This is a genomic window from Dysosmobacter welbionis (assembly GCF_005121165.3).
GTDB lineage: Bacteria > Bacillota > Clostridia > Oscillospirales > Oscillospiraceae > Oscillibacter > Oscillibacter welbionis.
In genome coordinates, this window is sequence record NZ_CP034413.3 from 2,578,667 (window position 1) to 2,595,132 (window position 16,466).

Consider the following 16,466-nt stretch of genomic DNA (forward strand, 5'->3'; position numbering starts at 1 on the left):
GAGGCGCGCTATGCTGTATCACATTCTGGCAGTGGGCGACGTGGTGATGGAGCCCGGCCTCCGCCATCTGGAGCGGCACCTGCGTCCCCTCCAGAAGTGGAAGGCCATCGACTTCACGGTGGTGAACGGCGAGAATGCCGCCGGAGTGGGGCTGACCCGCGACCAGGCGGAGCGGATCTACGACGCCGGTGCCGACGTGGTGACCTTGGGGAACCACGCCTTCGGCAAGAGCCAGATTGCGGATTTCCTGGAGGACGCGCCCTGGCTGCTGCGGCCCGCCAACTACACCGGCCGGGCCCCGGGTCGGGGCTGCGGTGTTTACGACCTGGGCGGCGTCCGGATCCGGGTGCTGAACCTGATCGGCCGGTGCGACCTGGCCTGGGGGGCGGACAACCCCTTCACGGCGGCGGACCGGCTGCTGGAGAGAGACGCGGCGGACTTCACCCTGGTGGACTTCCACGCGGAGGCAACCAGTGAGAAACTGGCCATGGGCTACTATCTGGACGGGCGGGTGTCCGCCCTGTGGGGGACCCATACCCACGTGCCCACCGCTGACGAGCGGGTGTGTCCCAGGGGCACGGGCTATATTACGGATTTGGGAATGACCGGGTCCATCGAGTCGGTGCTGGGCATCGACCCCCGGCAGTCCGTGGAGGGATTCCTGGGCGGCCTGCCGGGCCGCTACCGGGCGCCGGAGGGACCCGCCAAGCTCCAGGGGGCCATCTTCACGCTGGACAGCGCCACCGGACTGTGCACCGCCGTGGAGCGGATCGACGTACGGTGACCGGGACGATTTCAAACCGGCTGGTTAAAATTTCAGATAGAGAGGAACGAACCATCATGTCCATTGAAAAAGTCAGAGCACATTTCAAGCCCCTCGGCATCGAAGAGCGAATCCGGGAGTTCGATGTCTCCTCCGCCACGGTGGAGCTGGCGGCGGTGGCCGTGGGTGTGGAGGGCGCCCGCATTGCCAAGAGCCTCAGCTTCAAGGTGGAGGACAAGCCCATCATCATTGTGGTGGCGGGGGACGCCAAGGTGGACAACAGCCGCTACAAGGCCCAGTTCCACACCAAGGCCAAAATGCTGACCCATGAGGAGGCCCACGAGCTGATCGGCCACGACGTGGGCGGCGTGTGCCCCTTTGCCCTGCCGGAGGATGTGAAGGTGTACCTGGATGTGTCCATGAAGCGGTTCGAGACGGTGTTCCCCGCCGCAGGCAGCAGCAACAGCGCCGTGGAGATGACCTGCGACGAGCTGGAGCGGTACGCCTCCAACTTTGCCGCGTGGGTGGATGTGTGCAAGGGCTGGCGGCCCGAGGAGCAGGGATGATCCGGTTTCTGCACGGCGCGGACTTCCACCTGGACAGCGCCTTTGGCGCCCTGCCGCCCGGACAGGCGGCGGCCCGCCGCCGGGAGAGCCGGGAGCTGGCTCTCCGTCTGGCGGACTACGTGAAGGAACACGGCATCGATCTGGTGCTGCTGGCGGGGGATCTGTTCGACAGCGCCAGCCCCTTCCGGGAGACGGGGGAACAGCTGGCCGCCGCTCTGGGACAGATGCGGGCCAGGGTGTTCATCTCCCCCGGCAACCACGACTGGTACGGACCCGGCAGTCCCTGGGAGACGGTGGACTGGCCGGAGAATGTGTACGTATTCAAAGAGAACAGGCTCACGGCCGTGGAGGTGCCGGAGCGGAACTTGGTGATCCACGGGGCGGCATTCTCCGGCCCGGAACAGCCGGAGAGCCTGCTGGCGGGTTTCACCGCCCCGGCAGACGGAAAGTGTCACATCGGCCTGCTCCATGGGGAGCTGGACGGGGCGGAGGCGCGGTACGGCCCCATCCGCCGGGAAGAGGCGGCGGCCAGCGGCCTCTGCTATCTGGCACTGGGCCACGTCCACAAGCGGACGGCGCCCCTGACACTGGGGCGGACGGTCTGCGCCTGGCCCGGCTGTCCGGAGGGCCGGGGGTTCGACGAGCTGGGGGAGAAAGGTTTTTACGAGGGGACGATCTCCGACGGCGGAGAGGTCTCCCTGACCTTTGTGCCCTTTGCCCGGCACCGGTATGAGGTTTTAGAGGTGGACGTCACCGGAAAAGAGCCCCGGGCCGCCGTGGAGGCAGCTCTGCCGCCGGAGACGGCCGGGGACCTGTACCGCATCCTCCTCACCGGCGAGACCGGAGAGGGCGGCGCTGGCGCCGCGGCCATCCAGGAGGCGCTGGCGGACCGGTTTTACGCCCTGGAGGTCCGGGACCGCACCCGTATGGCGGAGGACCTGTGGCGGCGGGCGGAGGAGGACTCCCTCCGGGGCCTGTTTCTCCGGGAGCTGCGCCAGCGGCGGAAGCAGGCGGAGACGGAAGCGGAACGGGCGGAGATCGACCTGGCGGCCCGGTTCGGCCTGGCGGCGCTGGACCACCGGGATCTGGGGTGAGCGGAGGAGCGGATGAAATGAATGAGATGAAGAAGATTCTGCTGATCGGCACTGGCGGCACCATCGCCTCGGACGTGACGGACAGCGGCCTTGCGCCGGAGCTGACCACGGAGCAGCTGCTCTCCCATATTCCCGGGATCTCGGACATCTGCGGCGTGGACTGCCTCCAGCTGCTGAACCTGGACAGCACCAACATGACCCCGGCTCACTGGCTGGAGATCGCCGCCTGTATCCGGGACCACTACGGCTGCTATGACGGCTTTGTTATCACCCACGGCACGGACACCATGGCGTATACGGCGGCGGCCCTGAGCTATCTGATCCAGGGTAGTCCTAAGCCTATTGTGCTGACCGGCGCCCAGAGACCCATCGGATTTGATTCCACGGATTCCAAGACAAATCTGGCGGACGCCTTCCGCTGCGCGGCGGAGGACCTGCCGGGGGTCTCTATCGTGTTCAACAGCCGGGTGATCCTGGGGACCCGGGCCAAGAAGACCCGCTCCAAGAGCTTCCAGGCCTTTTCCAGCATCAATCACCCGGAGCTGGGCGTCCTGCGGGACGGCGTGCTGCTGCGGTACATCCGCCAGGACTGCCGGGAGGCCCCGGTGTTTTACGACCGCCTGGACCCGCGGGTGGCCCTGCTGAAGCTGGTGCCCGGCACCGGGCGGGATGCGGCGGACTTCCTGCTGGAGCGGAACGACGCCCTGATTATCGAGAGCTTCGGCGTGGGCGGCCTGCCGGAGGCGGGCGGCTTTTACGACTGCGTCCGCCGCTGGATGGAGGCGGGGCGGGTCGTCGTTCTCACCACCCAGGTGGAGAATGAGGGCAGCGACCTGGGGGTGTATCACGTGGGCTACCGCCTCAAAAGCGATCTGGGGGTGCTGGAGGCCTACGACATGACCACGGAGGCCGTGGTGGCCAAGCTCATGTGGATCCTGGGGCAGACCCGGCGGCGGGAGGAAGTGGAGCGGCTGTTCTACACACCGGTGGCCCGGGACATCCTCTGGCCCGGCCTGTAAAGACAGAGGGAACCGACGTCCGGAAAAAGGCAGGTTCCCCCACTTGACAAGGAAAAAGGCCCGTGATATATTTATTTTTACTGAAAAAAGCATTGAAAAGGACGCTGTCCGGGACTCGACAGCAGAGAGGGACCGCCGCTGGCTGAAAGCGGACCCCGCCAGAGCCCGGAACACAGCCACCGCCTTGGAGCCGCCCACCGATATGTAGGCTGGGACGGGACCTCCCGTTATAGAGGACACGAGCGGCATCCCTCCGGGGATGCAAGCAGGGTGGAACCGTGGAATACGATTTTGTATCCCACCCCTGATTTTTCAGGGGTGGGATTTTTGTTTTCTGCCCCTTGAACAAAAGGAGGATCAACCATGTCTGAAGAAGTGAAGAACAACGAGTTTACCTTTGAGAATCCGGCGTACCGCCAGACCTACTGGCACACCTGCTCCCACGTGATGGCCCAGGCCGTGAAGCGCCTGTGGCCGGAGGTGAAGCTGGCCATCGGCCCCTCCATCGACGAGGGCTGGTACTACGACCTGGACGCCCCCTTCGCCTTCACGCCGGAGCACCTGGAGAAGATCGAGGCAGAGATGCGGAAGATCTGCAAGGAGAAGCTGAAGCTGGAGCGGTTCGAACTGCCCCGGGAGGAGGCTTTGAAGTTCATGGAGGAGAAGGCAGAGCCCTACAAGGTGGAGCTTATCAACGACCTGCCCGCAGACGCCCATATCTCCTTCTACAAGCAGGGCGAGTTCACGGATCTCTGCGCCGGCCCCCATCTGGACTCCACCGGCCGCATCAAGGGCAACGCCCTCAAGCTCACCGCTTGCAACGCCGCCTACTGGCGGGGTGATTCCAACCGGGAGACCCTCCAGCGGATTTACGGCATCGCCTTCCCGAAGAAGGACGAGCTGGATGCCTACCTCCAGCGGATCGAAGAGGCTAAGAAGCGGGACCACCGGAAGCTGGGCCGGGAGCTGGGCCTGTTCATGCTGCGGGACGAGGGGCCTGGCTTCCCCTTCTTCCTGCCCAAGGGCATGACCTTGAAAAACACCCTGCTGGATTACTGGCGCCAGGTCCACAAGAAGTACGGCTATGTGGAGATCTCCACCCCCATCATCCTCAACCGTCAGCTGTGGGAGCGTTCCGGCCACTGGGACCACTATAAGCAGAACATGTACACCACTGTTATCGACGAAGAGGATTACGCCATCAAGCCCATGAACTGCCCCGGCGGCATGCTGGTCTACGCCAGCGAGCCTCACTCCTACCGGGAGCTGCCCCTGCGGGTGGGCGAGCTGGGCCTGGTACACCGGCACGAGCTGTCCGGTGCGCTCCACGGCCTGTTCCGGGTCCGCTGCTTCACCCAGGACGACGCCCACATCTTCATGACCCCGGACCAGATGAAGGACGTGATCCAGGAGACGGTCCGCCTGTTCGACGAAGTGTACTCCACCTTCGGCCTCAGCTACACCATTGAACTCAGCACCATGCCGGAGGATCACATCGGCACTGTGGAGGAGTGGGAGCATAACCAGGACATCCTGAAAAACGCTATCACCGACATGGGCAAGACCTTCGAGGTCAACGAGGGCGACGGCGCTTTCTATGGCCCCAAGCTGGACTTCCATCTGGCCGATTCCCTGGGCCGCACTTGGCAGTGCGGCACCATCCAGCTGGACAGCCAGCTGCCGGAGCGGTTTGAACTGGAGTACACCGGAGAGGACGGCCAGAAGCACCGCCCCGTCATGGTCCATCGGGTGGTTCTGGGCAGCGTGGAGCGGTTCATCGGCGTCATCACCGAGCACTTTGCCGGCGCGTTCCCGGTGTGGCTGAACCCGGTGCAGGTGAAGGTCCTGCCCATTACAGACCGCGCCCTGGAATACGCCGATCAGATCGCAAAGCAGCTGGATGCCGCCGGCTTCCGGGTGGAGGTGGACGGCCGCAACGAGAAGATCGGCAAGAAGATCCGGGAGGCCACCCTGGAGAAGATCCCCTATATGCTGGTAGTGGGCGACCGGGATATGGAAAACCAGACCGTCTCCGTCCGCCTGCGGACCGGTGAGGATCTGGGCGCCATGTCCGTGGCGGATTTTGCCGCCCGGCTGAAGCAGGACGTGGACACCAAGGCCATCTGGTAAAAATGCGTTCCCCTCACAGCGGCCCGGGGCCGAACCCGGACCGCTGTGTCCGATTCCGCAACGGGCGCTCCCGCATCCGGGCAGCGGAAAGATGGCGGGCATTTTCGGTGGTTCTGCACATTGCCGGGACCGCCCGGACGGTATACAATAGAAAAAACATCCGGCACTTTTTGCAGAGGAGGCGGCTATGAGTCAGGAGATTCACTATTTGGAGACCGGATCCCAGGACCCTTTTTACAATCTGGCGTTTGAAGAGACGGTACTCCGCAGCCGGCGGTCGGGGGAGTATCTGCTCCTGTGGCAGAACGACAACACCATCGTCATCGGGCAGAACCAGAACGCCGAGGGTGAGATCAACCGGGCCTTTGTGGAGGCCCATCAAATCCATGTGGTGCGCCGCACCACCGGCGGCGGCGCCGTGTACCATGATCTGGGCAACCTGAACTACTCCTTCATCACCGACGTGGGAGACGCGGAGCGGCTGACCATGGAGCGGTTCACCCGTCCCATTGTGGAGGCCTTGCAGGGATTGGGCCTGCAGGCGGAGGCCTCCGGCCGCAATGACATCCTGGTGGAGGGGCGGAAGGTGTCCGGCACAGCCCAGCGGCTGCTCCGCGGGCGCTTCCTGTATCATGGGACACTGCTGTTCGACGCCAACCCCGGCATGGTGTCCGGGGCGCTGAATGTGGACCCGGCAAAGTTCGAGTCCAAGAGTGCAAAATCCGTGCGCAGTCGGATCGGCAACATCCGGGAGTTCCTGAAGACGGATATGGATATGCCCGCCTTCTGGAGTTATCTGAAGAAAACATTGGCCGGCAGCGGTCTGGTGGAGGATCACCTGACAGATGAGGAACTGGCTGCTGTGGATGAGCTGAAGCGCACCAAGTACGACACCTGGGAGTGGAACTTCGGCCGTTCCCCAAGTACAACCTGCGGAACAAGCGCCGCTGGGACGGCGGCACCCTGGAGCCCTGTGTGGAGGTGGACCAGGGGATCATCCGCCAGATCGTGTTCTACGGAGATTTTCTGGCTGTCAGCCCCATGGACGAGGTGACCGGCGCCCTGATGGGCACGCCATTCCGGCGGGAGGACGTGGGGGCGGTGCTGGACCGCTTCCCCCTTCGGGACTATTTCGGAACCATCACCCGGGACCAGGTGCTGGATACAATATTTTATGTGGACTGAGACAGCGTCCGCAGAATCAAAAAGAGAGACGCGCCCGGCGCGTCTCTCTTTTTGATTCTGTCAGGTCAGGATTTCCCGCTGGAACGGCTCCAGCAGCAGCCGGACATCCGGCACCCCCTGGAGCTGGCCCGCACCCTTGACGGCGGCATCCCGATATCCCCAGCGGTCATCGTGGGAGAAGGGGAGATGGTATACCACCAGATGCTCCGGCCGGATGGCCTGTTCGATGAAGTGACGGCCCTTCCGAAGAGTCACCCAAGGGAAGTTCAAAAGGGCCAGATCAATGGGGCGGTTGCCGATGAAATCCCGCAGCTGCGGGTCCGCCACGGCGCAGTCTCCGGCGATCAGGACCCGGAAACCGTCATATTCCAGGATACAGCCGTAGTGGGGGACCTCCCGGTACTGTGCACCCTCGTGAGTCAGGCGCATGAAGTCCATGTGCAGCCCCTCCAGGGTGAGATGGCTGCTGGGACCGGCCAGCACCAGCTGGCGGTCAAACTCCTGCTCCGGCAGCACCAGGGCCACCTGCGGATTTTGGGCAATCACCTGCTCTGTCAGGGCGCGGGAGTAATGGTCCGGATGGCAGTGGGTGAAAAAGAGCAGATCCGGGCTGGCGAAGTCCGGATGAGCCTGAAGAATGTTCCAGCGCTCAGGGGTGACAGTGGAGAACCCCACAACCCGATGGTCGTGGAGCGCGTCGGACCAGACCCGCATGGCACCCAGATGCAGGGCGACCCCGGCGTTGACGCTGAGTGTGATTTGGCAATGGGACATGATGTCGCTCCTTGTGTGTACAGGATTTTTACTTGCGGGACAAACGTCTTTCAGAATAAAATTTCAAAATGCCATGATTTGCGTAAGGCTTGCGTAAGAATCGGCGCTTTGCGGTTTTATGGTTGATTATACCATACTTTTTCCGAAAAATCAGCAAAAAGTCCAAAAATAATTTATTTTTCTGTTAAAATTGCCATATTTTTGCTGTTTGTACAAAATTGGCAAAGAGCCACAGAACAAAAATGGGCAAAATGACAAATTTCCGATTGCTGATTGATATTGAATTGGCAAAGTGATATACTTGTCTCCGTTAACAGAAATTTAATATGTATTTCTGTGAAACAGGCGGCTTTGCGGCAGTTTATTCATACGGCATGATAGACAGGCAACTATTCATGCGCAGGAGACGTATAAATATTCTGTTAAGACGGGGCGCCACACTAACTGAAGGGATTGATCGAATGAAAACCTACAAGACGATCATGAACGGGCTCACCAAAGTCGAGGAATTCGTGCTCTGCGTGATTACCGTCGTGGTTACAGCGATCACGTTTATCAACGTGCTCTCTCGGTATGTTTTCCACTCCAACTTCGCGTGGTCCGAGGAGCTGGTCATCAACGTGTTCATCCTGATGATCATGCTGGGCTGCGCCCTAGCTACCAGAGACGGCAGCATGATTACGCTGTCCCTGATCTTCGACAATGTGGGCGTCGGGGGTAAAAAGATTCTGACCGTGATTGACACGGTCGTGAACCTGATCTTTTACGCCATCCTGATCTACACCGGCTTTAACAAGGTGTTCGATCAGATCAGCACCGGCAAAGAGACCTTCTCTCTGGGCTGGCCCGAATGGGTGTTTACCATCCTGCTGCCCATCGGCTCCATCTTCCTGGTGCTCCATGCGATCGAGTATCTGGTCGACGTGATGAGCAACAAGGCCGCCTGTGTGAAGCCGGCTGAGACAGAGGGAGGCAAAGAGACTGTATGATTAACTTGATCCTGTTCGGCAGCTTCTTCGTGATGCTGCTGCTGAATATCCCCATTGCCGTCAGCCTGGGTATGTCTTCCATTTTCGCCCTGCTCTTCAGCAGTTCCCCCTGACGGTCGTCCCTACCAACGTGTACAGCGGCATGGCAAAGTTCCTGCTGCTGGCTATTCCGTTCTTTGTTCTGTCCGGCAACATCATGGCCAAGGCGGGCATCTCCAGCCGTCTGGTGGCGTTTGCTGATGACTGCGTCGGCCATCGGCGCGGCGGCATCGCCATCGTGGCTGTTATCGTGGCCTGCTTCTTCGGCGCCATCTCCGGCTCCGGTCCCGCCACCGTGGCGGCTCTGGGCATTATCCTGATTCCCGCCATGATCAACCGCGGCGGCTTCTCCGCCCCCTTCGCCTCTTCCCTGATGGCCAGCGCCTCCTCCATCGCCATCGTCATTCCGCCCTCCATCGCATTCGTGGTGTACGCCTCCATCACCGGCGTCTCCGTGGGCGATATGTTCATGGGCGGCTGGATTCCCGGCATCATGATGGGCCTGTCCCTGGTGATCATCATCATGATCGAGTGCCGCAAGAAGGGCATCCAGGCATCCAAGGCAAAGTCCTCCTGGGGCCAGCGCTGGAAGTCCTTCCGTGAGGCCTTCTGGGGCTTCCTGATGCCCGTCATCATCATCGGCGGCATCTACGGCGGCGTTTTCACCCCCACCGAGGCGGCTGCCGTCTCCGTGGTATACGGTCTGGTGGTCGGCGTCTTCATCTATCGTGAGGTCAAGATGAAGGATATGATCGATATCCTGGTCGACTCCGGCAAGACCACCGGCGGCATCATGCTGATCATCGGCGCGGCCACCCTGTTCTCCTATGTGTGCACGGTGTTCGGCATTGCGCAGGCGGCCCAGGCTCTGCTGCTGGAGATCTCCGGCAACAAGTACATCTTCCTGCTGATCGTCAACGTGATCTTCCTGATTGCAGGCTGCTTCGTGGACGCCAACTCCGCCATGTACATCTTTATCCCCATCATGTACCCCGTAGCCACCCAGCTGGGCATCGACCCCGTCCACTTCGGCGTGATCGCCACAGTGAACCTGGCTATCGGCCAGGTGACTCCTCCCGTGGGTGTCAACCTGTTCGTCGCCATCGGTGTGTCCGAGAAGCTTCAGGGCCTGCGGGACAAGACCAAGGTCACCATTGTCTCTATGTCCAAGGCTGTGTGGCCCCAGATTGTGGCATGCATTATTGCGCTGCTGCTCATCACCTATGTGCCCTGGTTCTCTACCGTGCTCTTGTTCGGCAAATAAGCATCTCCTGACTTGGCTGTAACCGCGCTTTGCGGTTTCAGATAATACCTGCTACAACTATTTTAAGGAGGCAAAACAATGAAAAAGTTTCTTGCACTGCTCCTGGCGCTCACCATGGCTCTGGCCCTGGTGGCCTGCGGCGGTGGCGATGACGCTGCCAGCGATACCACTGCCGACAGCGGCGATGATGCTGCCGCTTCCACTGGCGAGTTCGAGGAAATGACCTGGAAGTTCGCCTGCTCCGCCACGGAGACCTCTCCCTGGGTGGACGGCGCCAAGGAGTTCGCCCGGATCGTGGGCGAGAAGACCGGCGGTGCCATCACCGTTCAGTACTATCCCGCTGACCAGCTGACCGCCGGCAACCAGACCGACGGCATCCAGGCCCTGATGGACGGTACCACCGAGTTGTCCATGCACTCCAACCTGATCTGGTCCTCCTTCGACCAGCGGTTCAACGTGGTCTCCCTGCCCTTCCTGTTCAGCAGCACGGAAGAGGCTGACGCGGCCCTGGACGGCGCCGGCGGCGAGGCTCTGGGCGAGATTCTGGAGAGCACCTACAACGTGCACCTGCTGGGCATTGCGGAGAACGGCTTCCGCCACATCACCAACAGCAAGCACGCCATCGCCAGCAAGGCTGACATGAACGGCCTGAAGATGCGTGTCGCGGGTTCCCAGCTGCTGAACCGCTCCTATGAGCTGTGGGGCGCCGACTACACCAACGCCAACTGGTCCGAGGTGTTCACCGCTCTGCAGACCGGCACCTACGACGGCCAGGAGAACCCCCTGCCCACCGCTGATGCCGCTTCCATCCAGGAGGTCCAGAGCTATCTGACCTATTGGACCGGCGCTTATGACTGCCTGTTCTTCTGCATGAACGCTGAGCTGTACAACTCCCTGTCTCCCGAGCTGCAGGCCATCGTTGACGAGGCCGGCCAGGCTGCCTGCGAGTACGAGCGTGAGCTGAACCGCAGCCAGGATCAGGAGATCATGGACAAGTGGGCCGAGGCTGGCGTTGAGATCACCGAGCTGACTCCCGAGGCTGCTGCTGAGTTCGCTGAGGCTTCTGCCCCCGTGTACGACGAGTTCGCCGACGAGCTGACCCCCGAGCTGATCGAGGCTTTCACCAGCGTCACTCAGGCTGATGCTGGCACCACTGAGCCCGCCGCCTAATTGAAGAGGCAGCCTGCGTTTCCGTATAAACAACGGTTAAGGTTTCGTAAGTTGCGTTAGCTGAGAGGACGTGGCTGCAGGAAACTGTTGCCACGTCTTTTCAGAGAACATAGGTGAAAATTTTGACGATTTCACCGCCCAGCGCATCTGTCCCAGCAAATTTCAAAGAGTGCCGACAGGAGAGTCGGCAGAAGGGAGTTTTTCCTATGGCAGCAACAAAGGCAGCAAAATACACCAAGGAACTGGCGGAGCACTTTTATGAGACCATGTGCACCATCCGCAAGTTTGAGGAGAGCGTGAAGCACGACTTCCTGAATGGTGAGATTCCCGGCTTCGTGCACCTGTACATCGGTGAGGAGGCCATCGCCACTGGTGTGTGCTCCGCTCTGCGGAAGGACGATATGATCGAGTCCACTCACCGCGGCCACGGCCACTGTGTGGCCAAGGGCGCGGATGTGAACCGCATGATGGCTGAGATCTTCGGCAAGAAGACCGGCCTGTGCCAGGGCCGCGGCGGCTCCATGCACATTGCCGACTTCTCTGTGGGTATGCTGGGCGCCAACGGCGTCGTGGGCGGCGGCTACAACCTGGCCACCGGCGCTGCCCTGGCCAGCAAGATGATCCTGAAGAACGACCGGGTTTCCGTGGTGTTCTTCGGTGACGGTGCCTCCAACCGCGGCACTTTCCACGAAGCCATGAACGTCGCTTCCGCCTGGAAGCTGCCCGTGATCTTCGTCAACGAGATGAACTGCTGGGCTTCCACCACGCCTTACCGCACCACCTGCAATGTGGAGAACATCTCCGACCGCGCGGCGGGTTATCATGTGCCCGGTGTGATCGTGGACGGCCAGGATGTCTTTGCTGTGTATGAGGCCGCCAAGGAGGCTGTTGCCCGTGCCCGTGCCGGCGAAGGCCCCACGTTCATCGAGGCCAAGACCTACCGCATTGAGGGCCACTTCGTGGGCGACCCTGAACTGTATCGTGACCACGCCGAGACCCAGAAGATCTATCACGACACCGATCCTCTGAAGATGTTCCGCGCCAAGGCCGCCAAGCTGAAGCTGATGACCGCCGAGGAGTGCGACGCCATCGATGCCAAGTGTGAGCAGAAGATCAAAGACGCCAAGGAGTACGCTATGCAGAGCGAGTACGCCGATGCGTCCGAGTACATGAAGTACGTCTACGTGGATGACTAAGGCGAAGGAGGACAAATACGATGCGTAAGATCACTTTTTCTCAGGCCACTCAAGAGGCCATGGCCGAGACGATGGCGAAAGACCCCACTGTATTCGCAATGGGCGAGGACCTGGCCCGTCAGGGCGGTATCTTCGGTCAGTTCAAGGGCCTGCCCCAGCAGTTCCCCGGCCGGATCATTGATACCCCCATTTCCGAGACCTTTATCATCGGCGGCGGCGTAGGCGCGGCTCTGGCCGGCGCCCGTCCCGTGGTGGACATGCACTTCGCCGACTTCATCGGCGTGCCCATGGACGAGATCTTCAACCAGATGGCAAAGGTCCGCTACATGTTCGGCGGCCAGGCCAAGGTGCCCCTGGTCCTGCGTGCGCCCGACGGTTCTGCCGGCGGCGGCGCTGCACAGCATTCCCAGTGCGTGGAGTCCTGGTTCGCCCACATCCCCGGCATCAAGGTTGTGGCGCCCTCCAATCCCTATGACGCCAAGATGGTGCTGAAGGCCGCCATCGAGTGCGATGACCCCGTGCTGTACTTCGAGAACAAGATCCTGTACAAGGAGAAAGGCGAAGTGCCCGAGATCGGCGAGGAGGAGCCTTACACCCTGGGCAAGGCCCGCGTGGAGCGTGAGGGGAAGGATGTGACCATCGTGTCCTACTCCATCGGCATGAAGAATGCCCGCGGCGCTGCGGACCTGCTGGCCAAGGAGGGCATTGAGGCCGAAGTCATCGACCTGATCACCCTGTCTCCCTGGGATAAGGAGACCGTGCTGAACAGTGTGAAGAAGACCCACCGCCTCTGCATCGTCCACGAGGCTGTCAAGCAGGGCGGCTTCGGCGCGGAGATCTCCGCCACCGTCGCGGAGGAGGCCATGGAGTATCTGGATGCCCCCATCCTGCGGTACGGCGCTCCCTTCTGCCCGATCCCCTTCGCTCCCACCCTGGAGAAGATGGTGAAAGTGGTTCCGGAGGACCTGGTAAAGGGCATCAAGGGCATGTTTTAATGCCTGTTGAAAAGGAGATTTTCAAGTATGGCAACTGAAGTATTGATGCCCAAGCTCGGCCTGACGATGACCGAGGGCACCATTGAAGAGTGGAAATATAAAGAGGGCGACGCTGTCAAGAAGGGGGACATCCTGTTCTCCGTAGCGACGGATAAGCTGACCAACGACGTGGAGTGCGAAGAGGACGGCACCCTGCTGAAGATCCTGCTGCCGGAGGGCGAGACCGCCCCCTGCAAGAGCGTGATCGCCTGGATCGGCCAGCCCGGCGAGGCGATTCCGGATGCCTCCGGTGCCGCCGCGCCCGCCGCGGCCGCGCCTGCTGCTCCTGCCGCTGCGCCGTCCGCAGCCTCTGCCGCGGCTCCTGCCGCCGCCCCCACGGCCCATGCGGACCGTCCCGCCGGTGCCTACGTGCTGGCGACTCCCTACGCCAAGAAGCTGGCGAAGGAAAAGGGCTATGACCTCTCCCAGATCCCCGGCACCGGCCCCAACGGGACCGTGGTGGCCAAGGACGTGGAGAACTTTGTGGCCGGTCCCAAGACCAGCCCCATGGCTGCCAAGCTGGCTGCCGAGCTGGGCGTGGACGTCAGCAAGCTGGACGTCCAGGGCCGCGTGATGAAGGCGGACGTGCTGGCCGCCGCCGGTGTGGGTGCAGCCGCAGCTCCCGCCGCTGAGGCCGCTGCCGCTGTTGAGAGCAACGACGAGAAGCCTGTGAAGGTGAATCCGCTGCGCCGCAGCATCGCTGCCAACATGACCAACTCCTGGCACACCTCTCCGCGGGTCACCTACACCCGTCCGGTGGAGGTCACGGCTATGAAGGACCTGCGGGCCAAGCTGAAGGACGGCCTGAAGGAGCAGGGGATCAAGCTGACCTACAACCACATCCTGATGAAGGTGGTTGCCAAGGCCCTGACCGAGTTCCCCGACGTGAACGCCAGCTTCGCGGACAATATGCTGACCCGCCACAAGCACGTGAACATGGGCCTGGCGGTCGCCAAGGGCGATGGCCTGATCGTGCCCAATGTGAAGAACTGCGAGGAGAAGTCCCTGGCACAGATCGCCCAGGAGACGGAGGCTCTGATCGAGGCCACCCGCACCGGCAAGCTGGGCATGGAGGACATGACCGGCGGCACCTTCACCATCTCCAGCCTCGGGCCCTATGGCATCACCAGCTTCTCTCCCATCATCAACCAGCCTGAGCTGGCGATTCTGGGCGTGTGCGACATGGTGGATACCCCTGTGGTGCGCAACGGCGAGATCGTGATCCGGACCATGATGAACCTGAGCCTGACTGCCGACCACCGCGTGATCGACGGCGTGATGGCCTCCAAGTTCCTCAAGCGGATCGCGGAGCTGCTGGAGAACCCCTACATGCTCCTGGTGTGAGATCAAACAACCCATTCAAGGGAACCCGGCCTGTGCCGGGTTCCCTTTGAGGGGTCATTGTCCAAAATTTGACGATCCAAACAACTCAAAGGCCGAATTAGAGGCGGTTTTTGGGTAAGTTCATGAAAGAAGGACAGAAATTATGGCAACTGAAGTTCTGATGCCCAAGCTGGGTCTGACGATGACCGAGGGCACCATTGAAGAGTGGAAGTTCAAAGAGGGAGACACCGTCAAGAAGGGGGACATCCTGTTCTCCGTGGCGACCGATAAGCTGACCAACGACGTGGAGGCCGAGGAGGACGGCACCCTGCTGAAGATCCTGCTGCCGGAGGGCGAGACCGCCCCCTGCAAGAGCGTGATCGCCTGGATCGGCGCCGCCGGAGAGGCGGTTCCCGATGCTGCCGGCGCCGCGGCTCCCGCCGCACCCGCTCCCGCCGCTCCTGCTGCACCTGCCCCGGCTGCAGCCCCCGCCGCAGCTGGCCAGAAGACCGTTATCGTCGTGGGCGGCGGCCCCGGCGGCTATGTGGCTGCCATCCGGGCGGCCCAGCTGGGCGCCAAGGTGACCCTGGTGGAGCGCGAGCACATCGGCGGCACCTGCCTGAACATCGGCTGCATCCCCACCAAGTGCTTGCTGCACAGCGCGGAGCTGGTGTCCGAGATCAAGGAACAGGGTGCTGACATCGGCGTGAAGGTCTCCGGTGTGGAAGTGGATTTCCCCCAGGTGATCGCCCACAAGAACGCCATCAGCAAGCAGCTGACCCAGGGTGTTGCCGGTCTGCTGAAGCAGAACAAGGTCGCCCGCGTGGACGGCGAGGCCAGCTTCACCGGCCCCAAGACCCTCTCTGTGAAGAAGTCCGACGGCTCCGTGGAGGAGATGACCGCCGACGCCATCATCGTGGCCACCGGCTCCGTCAACGCCCAGCCGCCCATCCCCGGGCTGAAGGAGAATCCCAACTGCATCGACTCCACCGGTGCGCTGAGCCTGGAGAAGCTGCCCAAGAGCATGGTGGTCATCGGCGGCGGCGTCATCGGCCTGGAGCTGGCCTGCGCCTACGCGGCCTTCGGCACCAAGATCACCGTGGTGGAGGCACTGGACCACATGCTGCCCATGCTGGACGGCGACCTGACTGCCATCGGCGTGAAGCACATGAAGAAGATGGGCATGGAGTTCAACCTGGAGTGCCCGGTGCAGGCCGTGGAGGCCTCTCCCGTGGGCGCCAAGGTGGTCTGCAAGAACAAGGCCGGCGAGACCGTCAGCTTTGAGGCGGAGAAGGTGCTGGTGGCCATCGGCCGGAAGGCCAATACCGCCAGCCTGAACCTGGAGGCTGCCGGCCTTGCCAACGACCGGGGCCGGATCATCGTCAACGACAAGATGGAGACCAGCGTGCCCGGCGTGTACGCCATCGGCGACTGTGTCTTCGGCAAGGCCCAGCTGGCCCACACCGCCAGCGCCATGGGCGAAGTGGCTGCGGAGAACATCATGGGGATCCCTGCCGTGTATGACGAAAAGACCAACCCCACCTGTGTGTATATGGAGCCGGAGGCTGCCTCTGTCGGTCTGACCGAGGAGCAGTGCAAGGCCAAGGGCATCGACTACAAGGTGGGCAAGTTCCCGCTGGTGGCCAACGGCAAGTCCCTCATCATCAATGGCGGCGAGGGTCTGGTGAAGATCATCGCTGACGCCAAGTACGAGGAAGTGCTGGGTATGCACATCATCGGGCCCCGGGCTACGGACCTGATTGCCGAGGGTGCTCTGGCTCTGCGGCTGGAGGCCACCGTGGATGAGCTGATCTCCACGATCCACTCTCATCCCACGGTTTCCGAGTCCGTGCGGGAGTGCGCTCTGAACGTCCAGAAGCGCGCCATCCACATCAAGAACTGATTGCGTTTCCCGATGAC

General features: G+C 61.8%; 15 protein-coding genes. 14 read left to right on the plus strand and 1 reads right to left on the minus strand.

The genetic code is table 11. The features are described from left to right. Window positions 1-10 precede the first annotated feature (10 nt). The 7 genes from EIO64_RS13555 (at window position 11) to EIO64_RS13585 (ending at window position 6,757) form a co-directional block, all read left to right on the plus strand. A complete protein-coding gene (locus tag EIO64_RS13555; RefSeq protein ID WP_119310586.1) occupies window positions 11-784 on the plus strand; it encodes a TIGR00282 family metallophosphoesterase in 774 nt (257 codons plus the stop codon). Between the two features lie 56 nt (window positions 785-840). After that, window positions 841-1,329 carry a YbaK/EbsC family protein gene (locus EIO64_RS13560; protein ID WP_136891484.1) on the plus strand — a complete coding sequence of 163 codons (489 nt, stop codon included), beginning with the start codon at window positions 841-843 and terminating at the stop codon, window positions 1,327-1,329. Next, window positions 1,326-2,423 carry a metallophosphoesterase family protein gene (locus tag EIO64_RS13565; protein ID WP_136891485.1) on the plus strand — a complete coding sequence of 366 codons (1,098 nt, stop codon included), beginning with the start codon at window positions 1,326-1,328 and terminating at the stop codon, window positions 2,421-2,423. The genes EIO64_RS13560 and EIO64_RS13565 overlap by 4 nt, the downstream gene beginning before the upstream one ends. Before the next feature lie 17 nt (window positions 2,424-2,440). Beyond that, complete coding sequence (locus tag EIO64_RS13570) at window positions 2,441-3,442, plus strand: asparaginase (RefSeq protein WP_021749703.1); 1,002 nt, start codon at window positions 2,441-2,443, stop codon at window positions 3,440-3,442. A 363-nt stretch (window positions 3,443-3,805) separates the two neighbouring features. Next, window positions 3,806-5,572, plus strand: a complete 1,767-nt coding sequence (gene thrS, locus EIO64_RS13575) for a threonine--tRNA ligase (RefSeq protein ID WP_021749704.1) — start codon at window positions 3,806-3,808, stop codon at window positions 5,570-5,572. 187 nt (window positions 5,573-5,759) lie between these two features. Beyond that, the gene (gene lplA / locus EIO64_RS13580) at window positions 5,760-6,626 is read left to right on the plus strand and encodes a lipoate--protein ligase (protein WP_249390686.1); all 867 of its coding nucleotides are present in this window, start codon (window positions 5,760-5,762) and stop codon (window positions 6,624-6,626) included. Further along, complete coding sequence (locus EIO64_RS13585) at window positions 6,548-6,757, plus strand: lipoate protein ligase C-terminal domain-containing protein (protein WP_249390687.1); 210 nt, start codon at window positions 6,548-6,550, stop codon at window positions 6,755-6,757. Before lplA ends, EIO64_RS13585 begins: the two co-directional genes overlap by 79 nt. A gap of 60 nt (window positions 6,758-6,817) precedes the next feature. Here EIO64_RS13585 and EIO64_RS13590 read toward each other — a convergent pair whose 3' ends face one another. Continuing rightward, on the minus strand, window positions 6,818-7,531 hold the full coding sequence (locus tag EIO64_RS13590) for an MBL fold metallo-hydrolase (protein WP_136891486.1): 714 nt from the start codon (window positions 7,529-7,531) through the stop codon (window positions 6,818-6,820). A gap of 461 nt (window positions 7,532-7,992) precedes the next feature. Between EIO64_RS13590 and EIO64_RS13595 the strand changes: the two genes are divergently transcribed. The 7 genes from EIO64_RS13595 to lpdA all read left to right on the plus strand — a co-directional run bounded on the left by EIO64_RS13595 (window position 7,993) and on the right by lpdA (window position 16,449). Then, the gene (locus EIO64_RS13595) at window positions 7,993-8,520 is read left to right on the plus strand and encodes a TRAP transporter small permease (RefSeq protein WP_036630559.1); all 528 of its coding nucleotides are present in this window, start codon (window positions 7,993-7,995) and stop codon (window positions 8,518-8,520) included. A 130-nt stretch (window positions 8,521-8,650) separates the two neighbouring features. After that, window positions 8,651-9,823 carry a TRAP transporter large permease gene (locus EIO64_RS13600; RefSeq protein ID WP_346730043.1) on the plus strand — a complete coding sequence of 391 codons (1,173 nt, stop codon included), beginning with the start codon at window positions 8,651-8,653 and terminating at the stop codon, window positions 9,821-9,823. Between the two features lie 78 nt (window positions 9,824-9,901). Next, on the plus strand, window positions 9,902-10,993 hold the full coding sequence (locus EIO64_RS13605) for a DctP family TRAP transporter solute-binding subunit (RefSeq protein ID WP_021749710.1): 1,092 nt from the start codon (window positions 9,902-9,904) through the stop codon (window positions 10,991-10,993). Window positions 10,994-11,199: 206 nt separating this feature from the next. Next, window positions 11,200-12,189: a thiamine pyrophosphate-dependent dehydrogenase E1 component subunit alpha gene (locus EIO64_RS13610; RefSeq protein ID WP_021749711.1), complete on the plus strand. Its 990-nt coding sequence runs from the start codon at window positions 11,200-11,202 to the stop codon at window positions 12,187-12,189. Between the two features lie 20 nt (window positions 12,190-12,209). Beyond that, a complete protein-coding gene (locus tag EIO64_RS13615) occupies window positions 12,210-13,184 on the plus strand; it encodes an alpha-ketoacid dehydrogenase subunit beta (RefSeq protein ID WP_021749712.1) in 975 nt (324 codons plus the stop codon). Between the two features lie 27 nt (window positions 13,185-13,211). Continuing rightward, window positions 13,212-14,567, plus strand: coding sequence for a dihydrolipoamide acetyltransferase family protein (locus tag EIO64_RS13620; RefSeq protein ID WP_119310588.1), 1,356 nt, complete (start codon window positions 13,212-13,214; stop codon window positions 14,565-14,567). Window positions 14,568-14,709: 142 nt separating this feature from the next. Then, window positions 14,710-16,449 carry a dihydrolipoyl dehydrogenase gene (gene lpdA / locus EIO64_RS13625; protein ID WP_119310589.1) on the plus strand — a complete coding sequence of 580 codons (1,740 nt, stop codon included), beginning with the start codon at window positions 14,710-14,712 and terminating at the stop codon, window positions 16,447-16,449. Window positions 16,450-16,466: the final 17 nt, after the last annotated feature.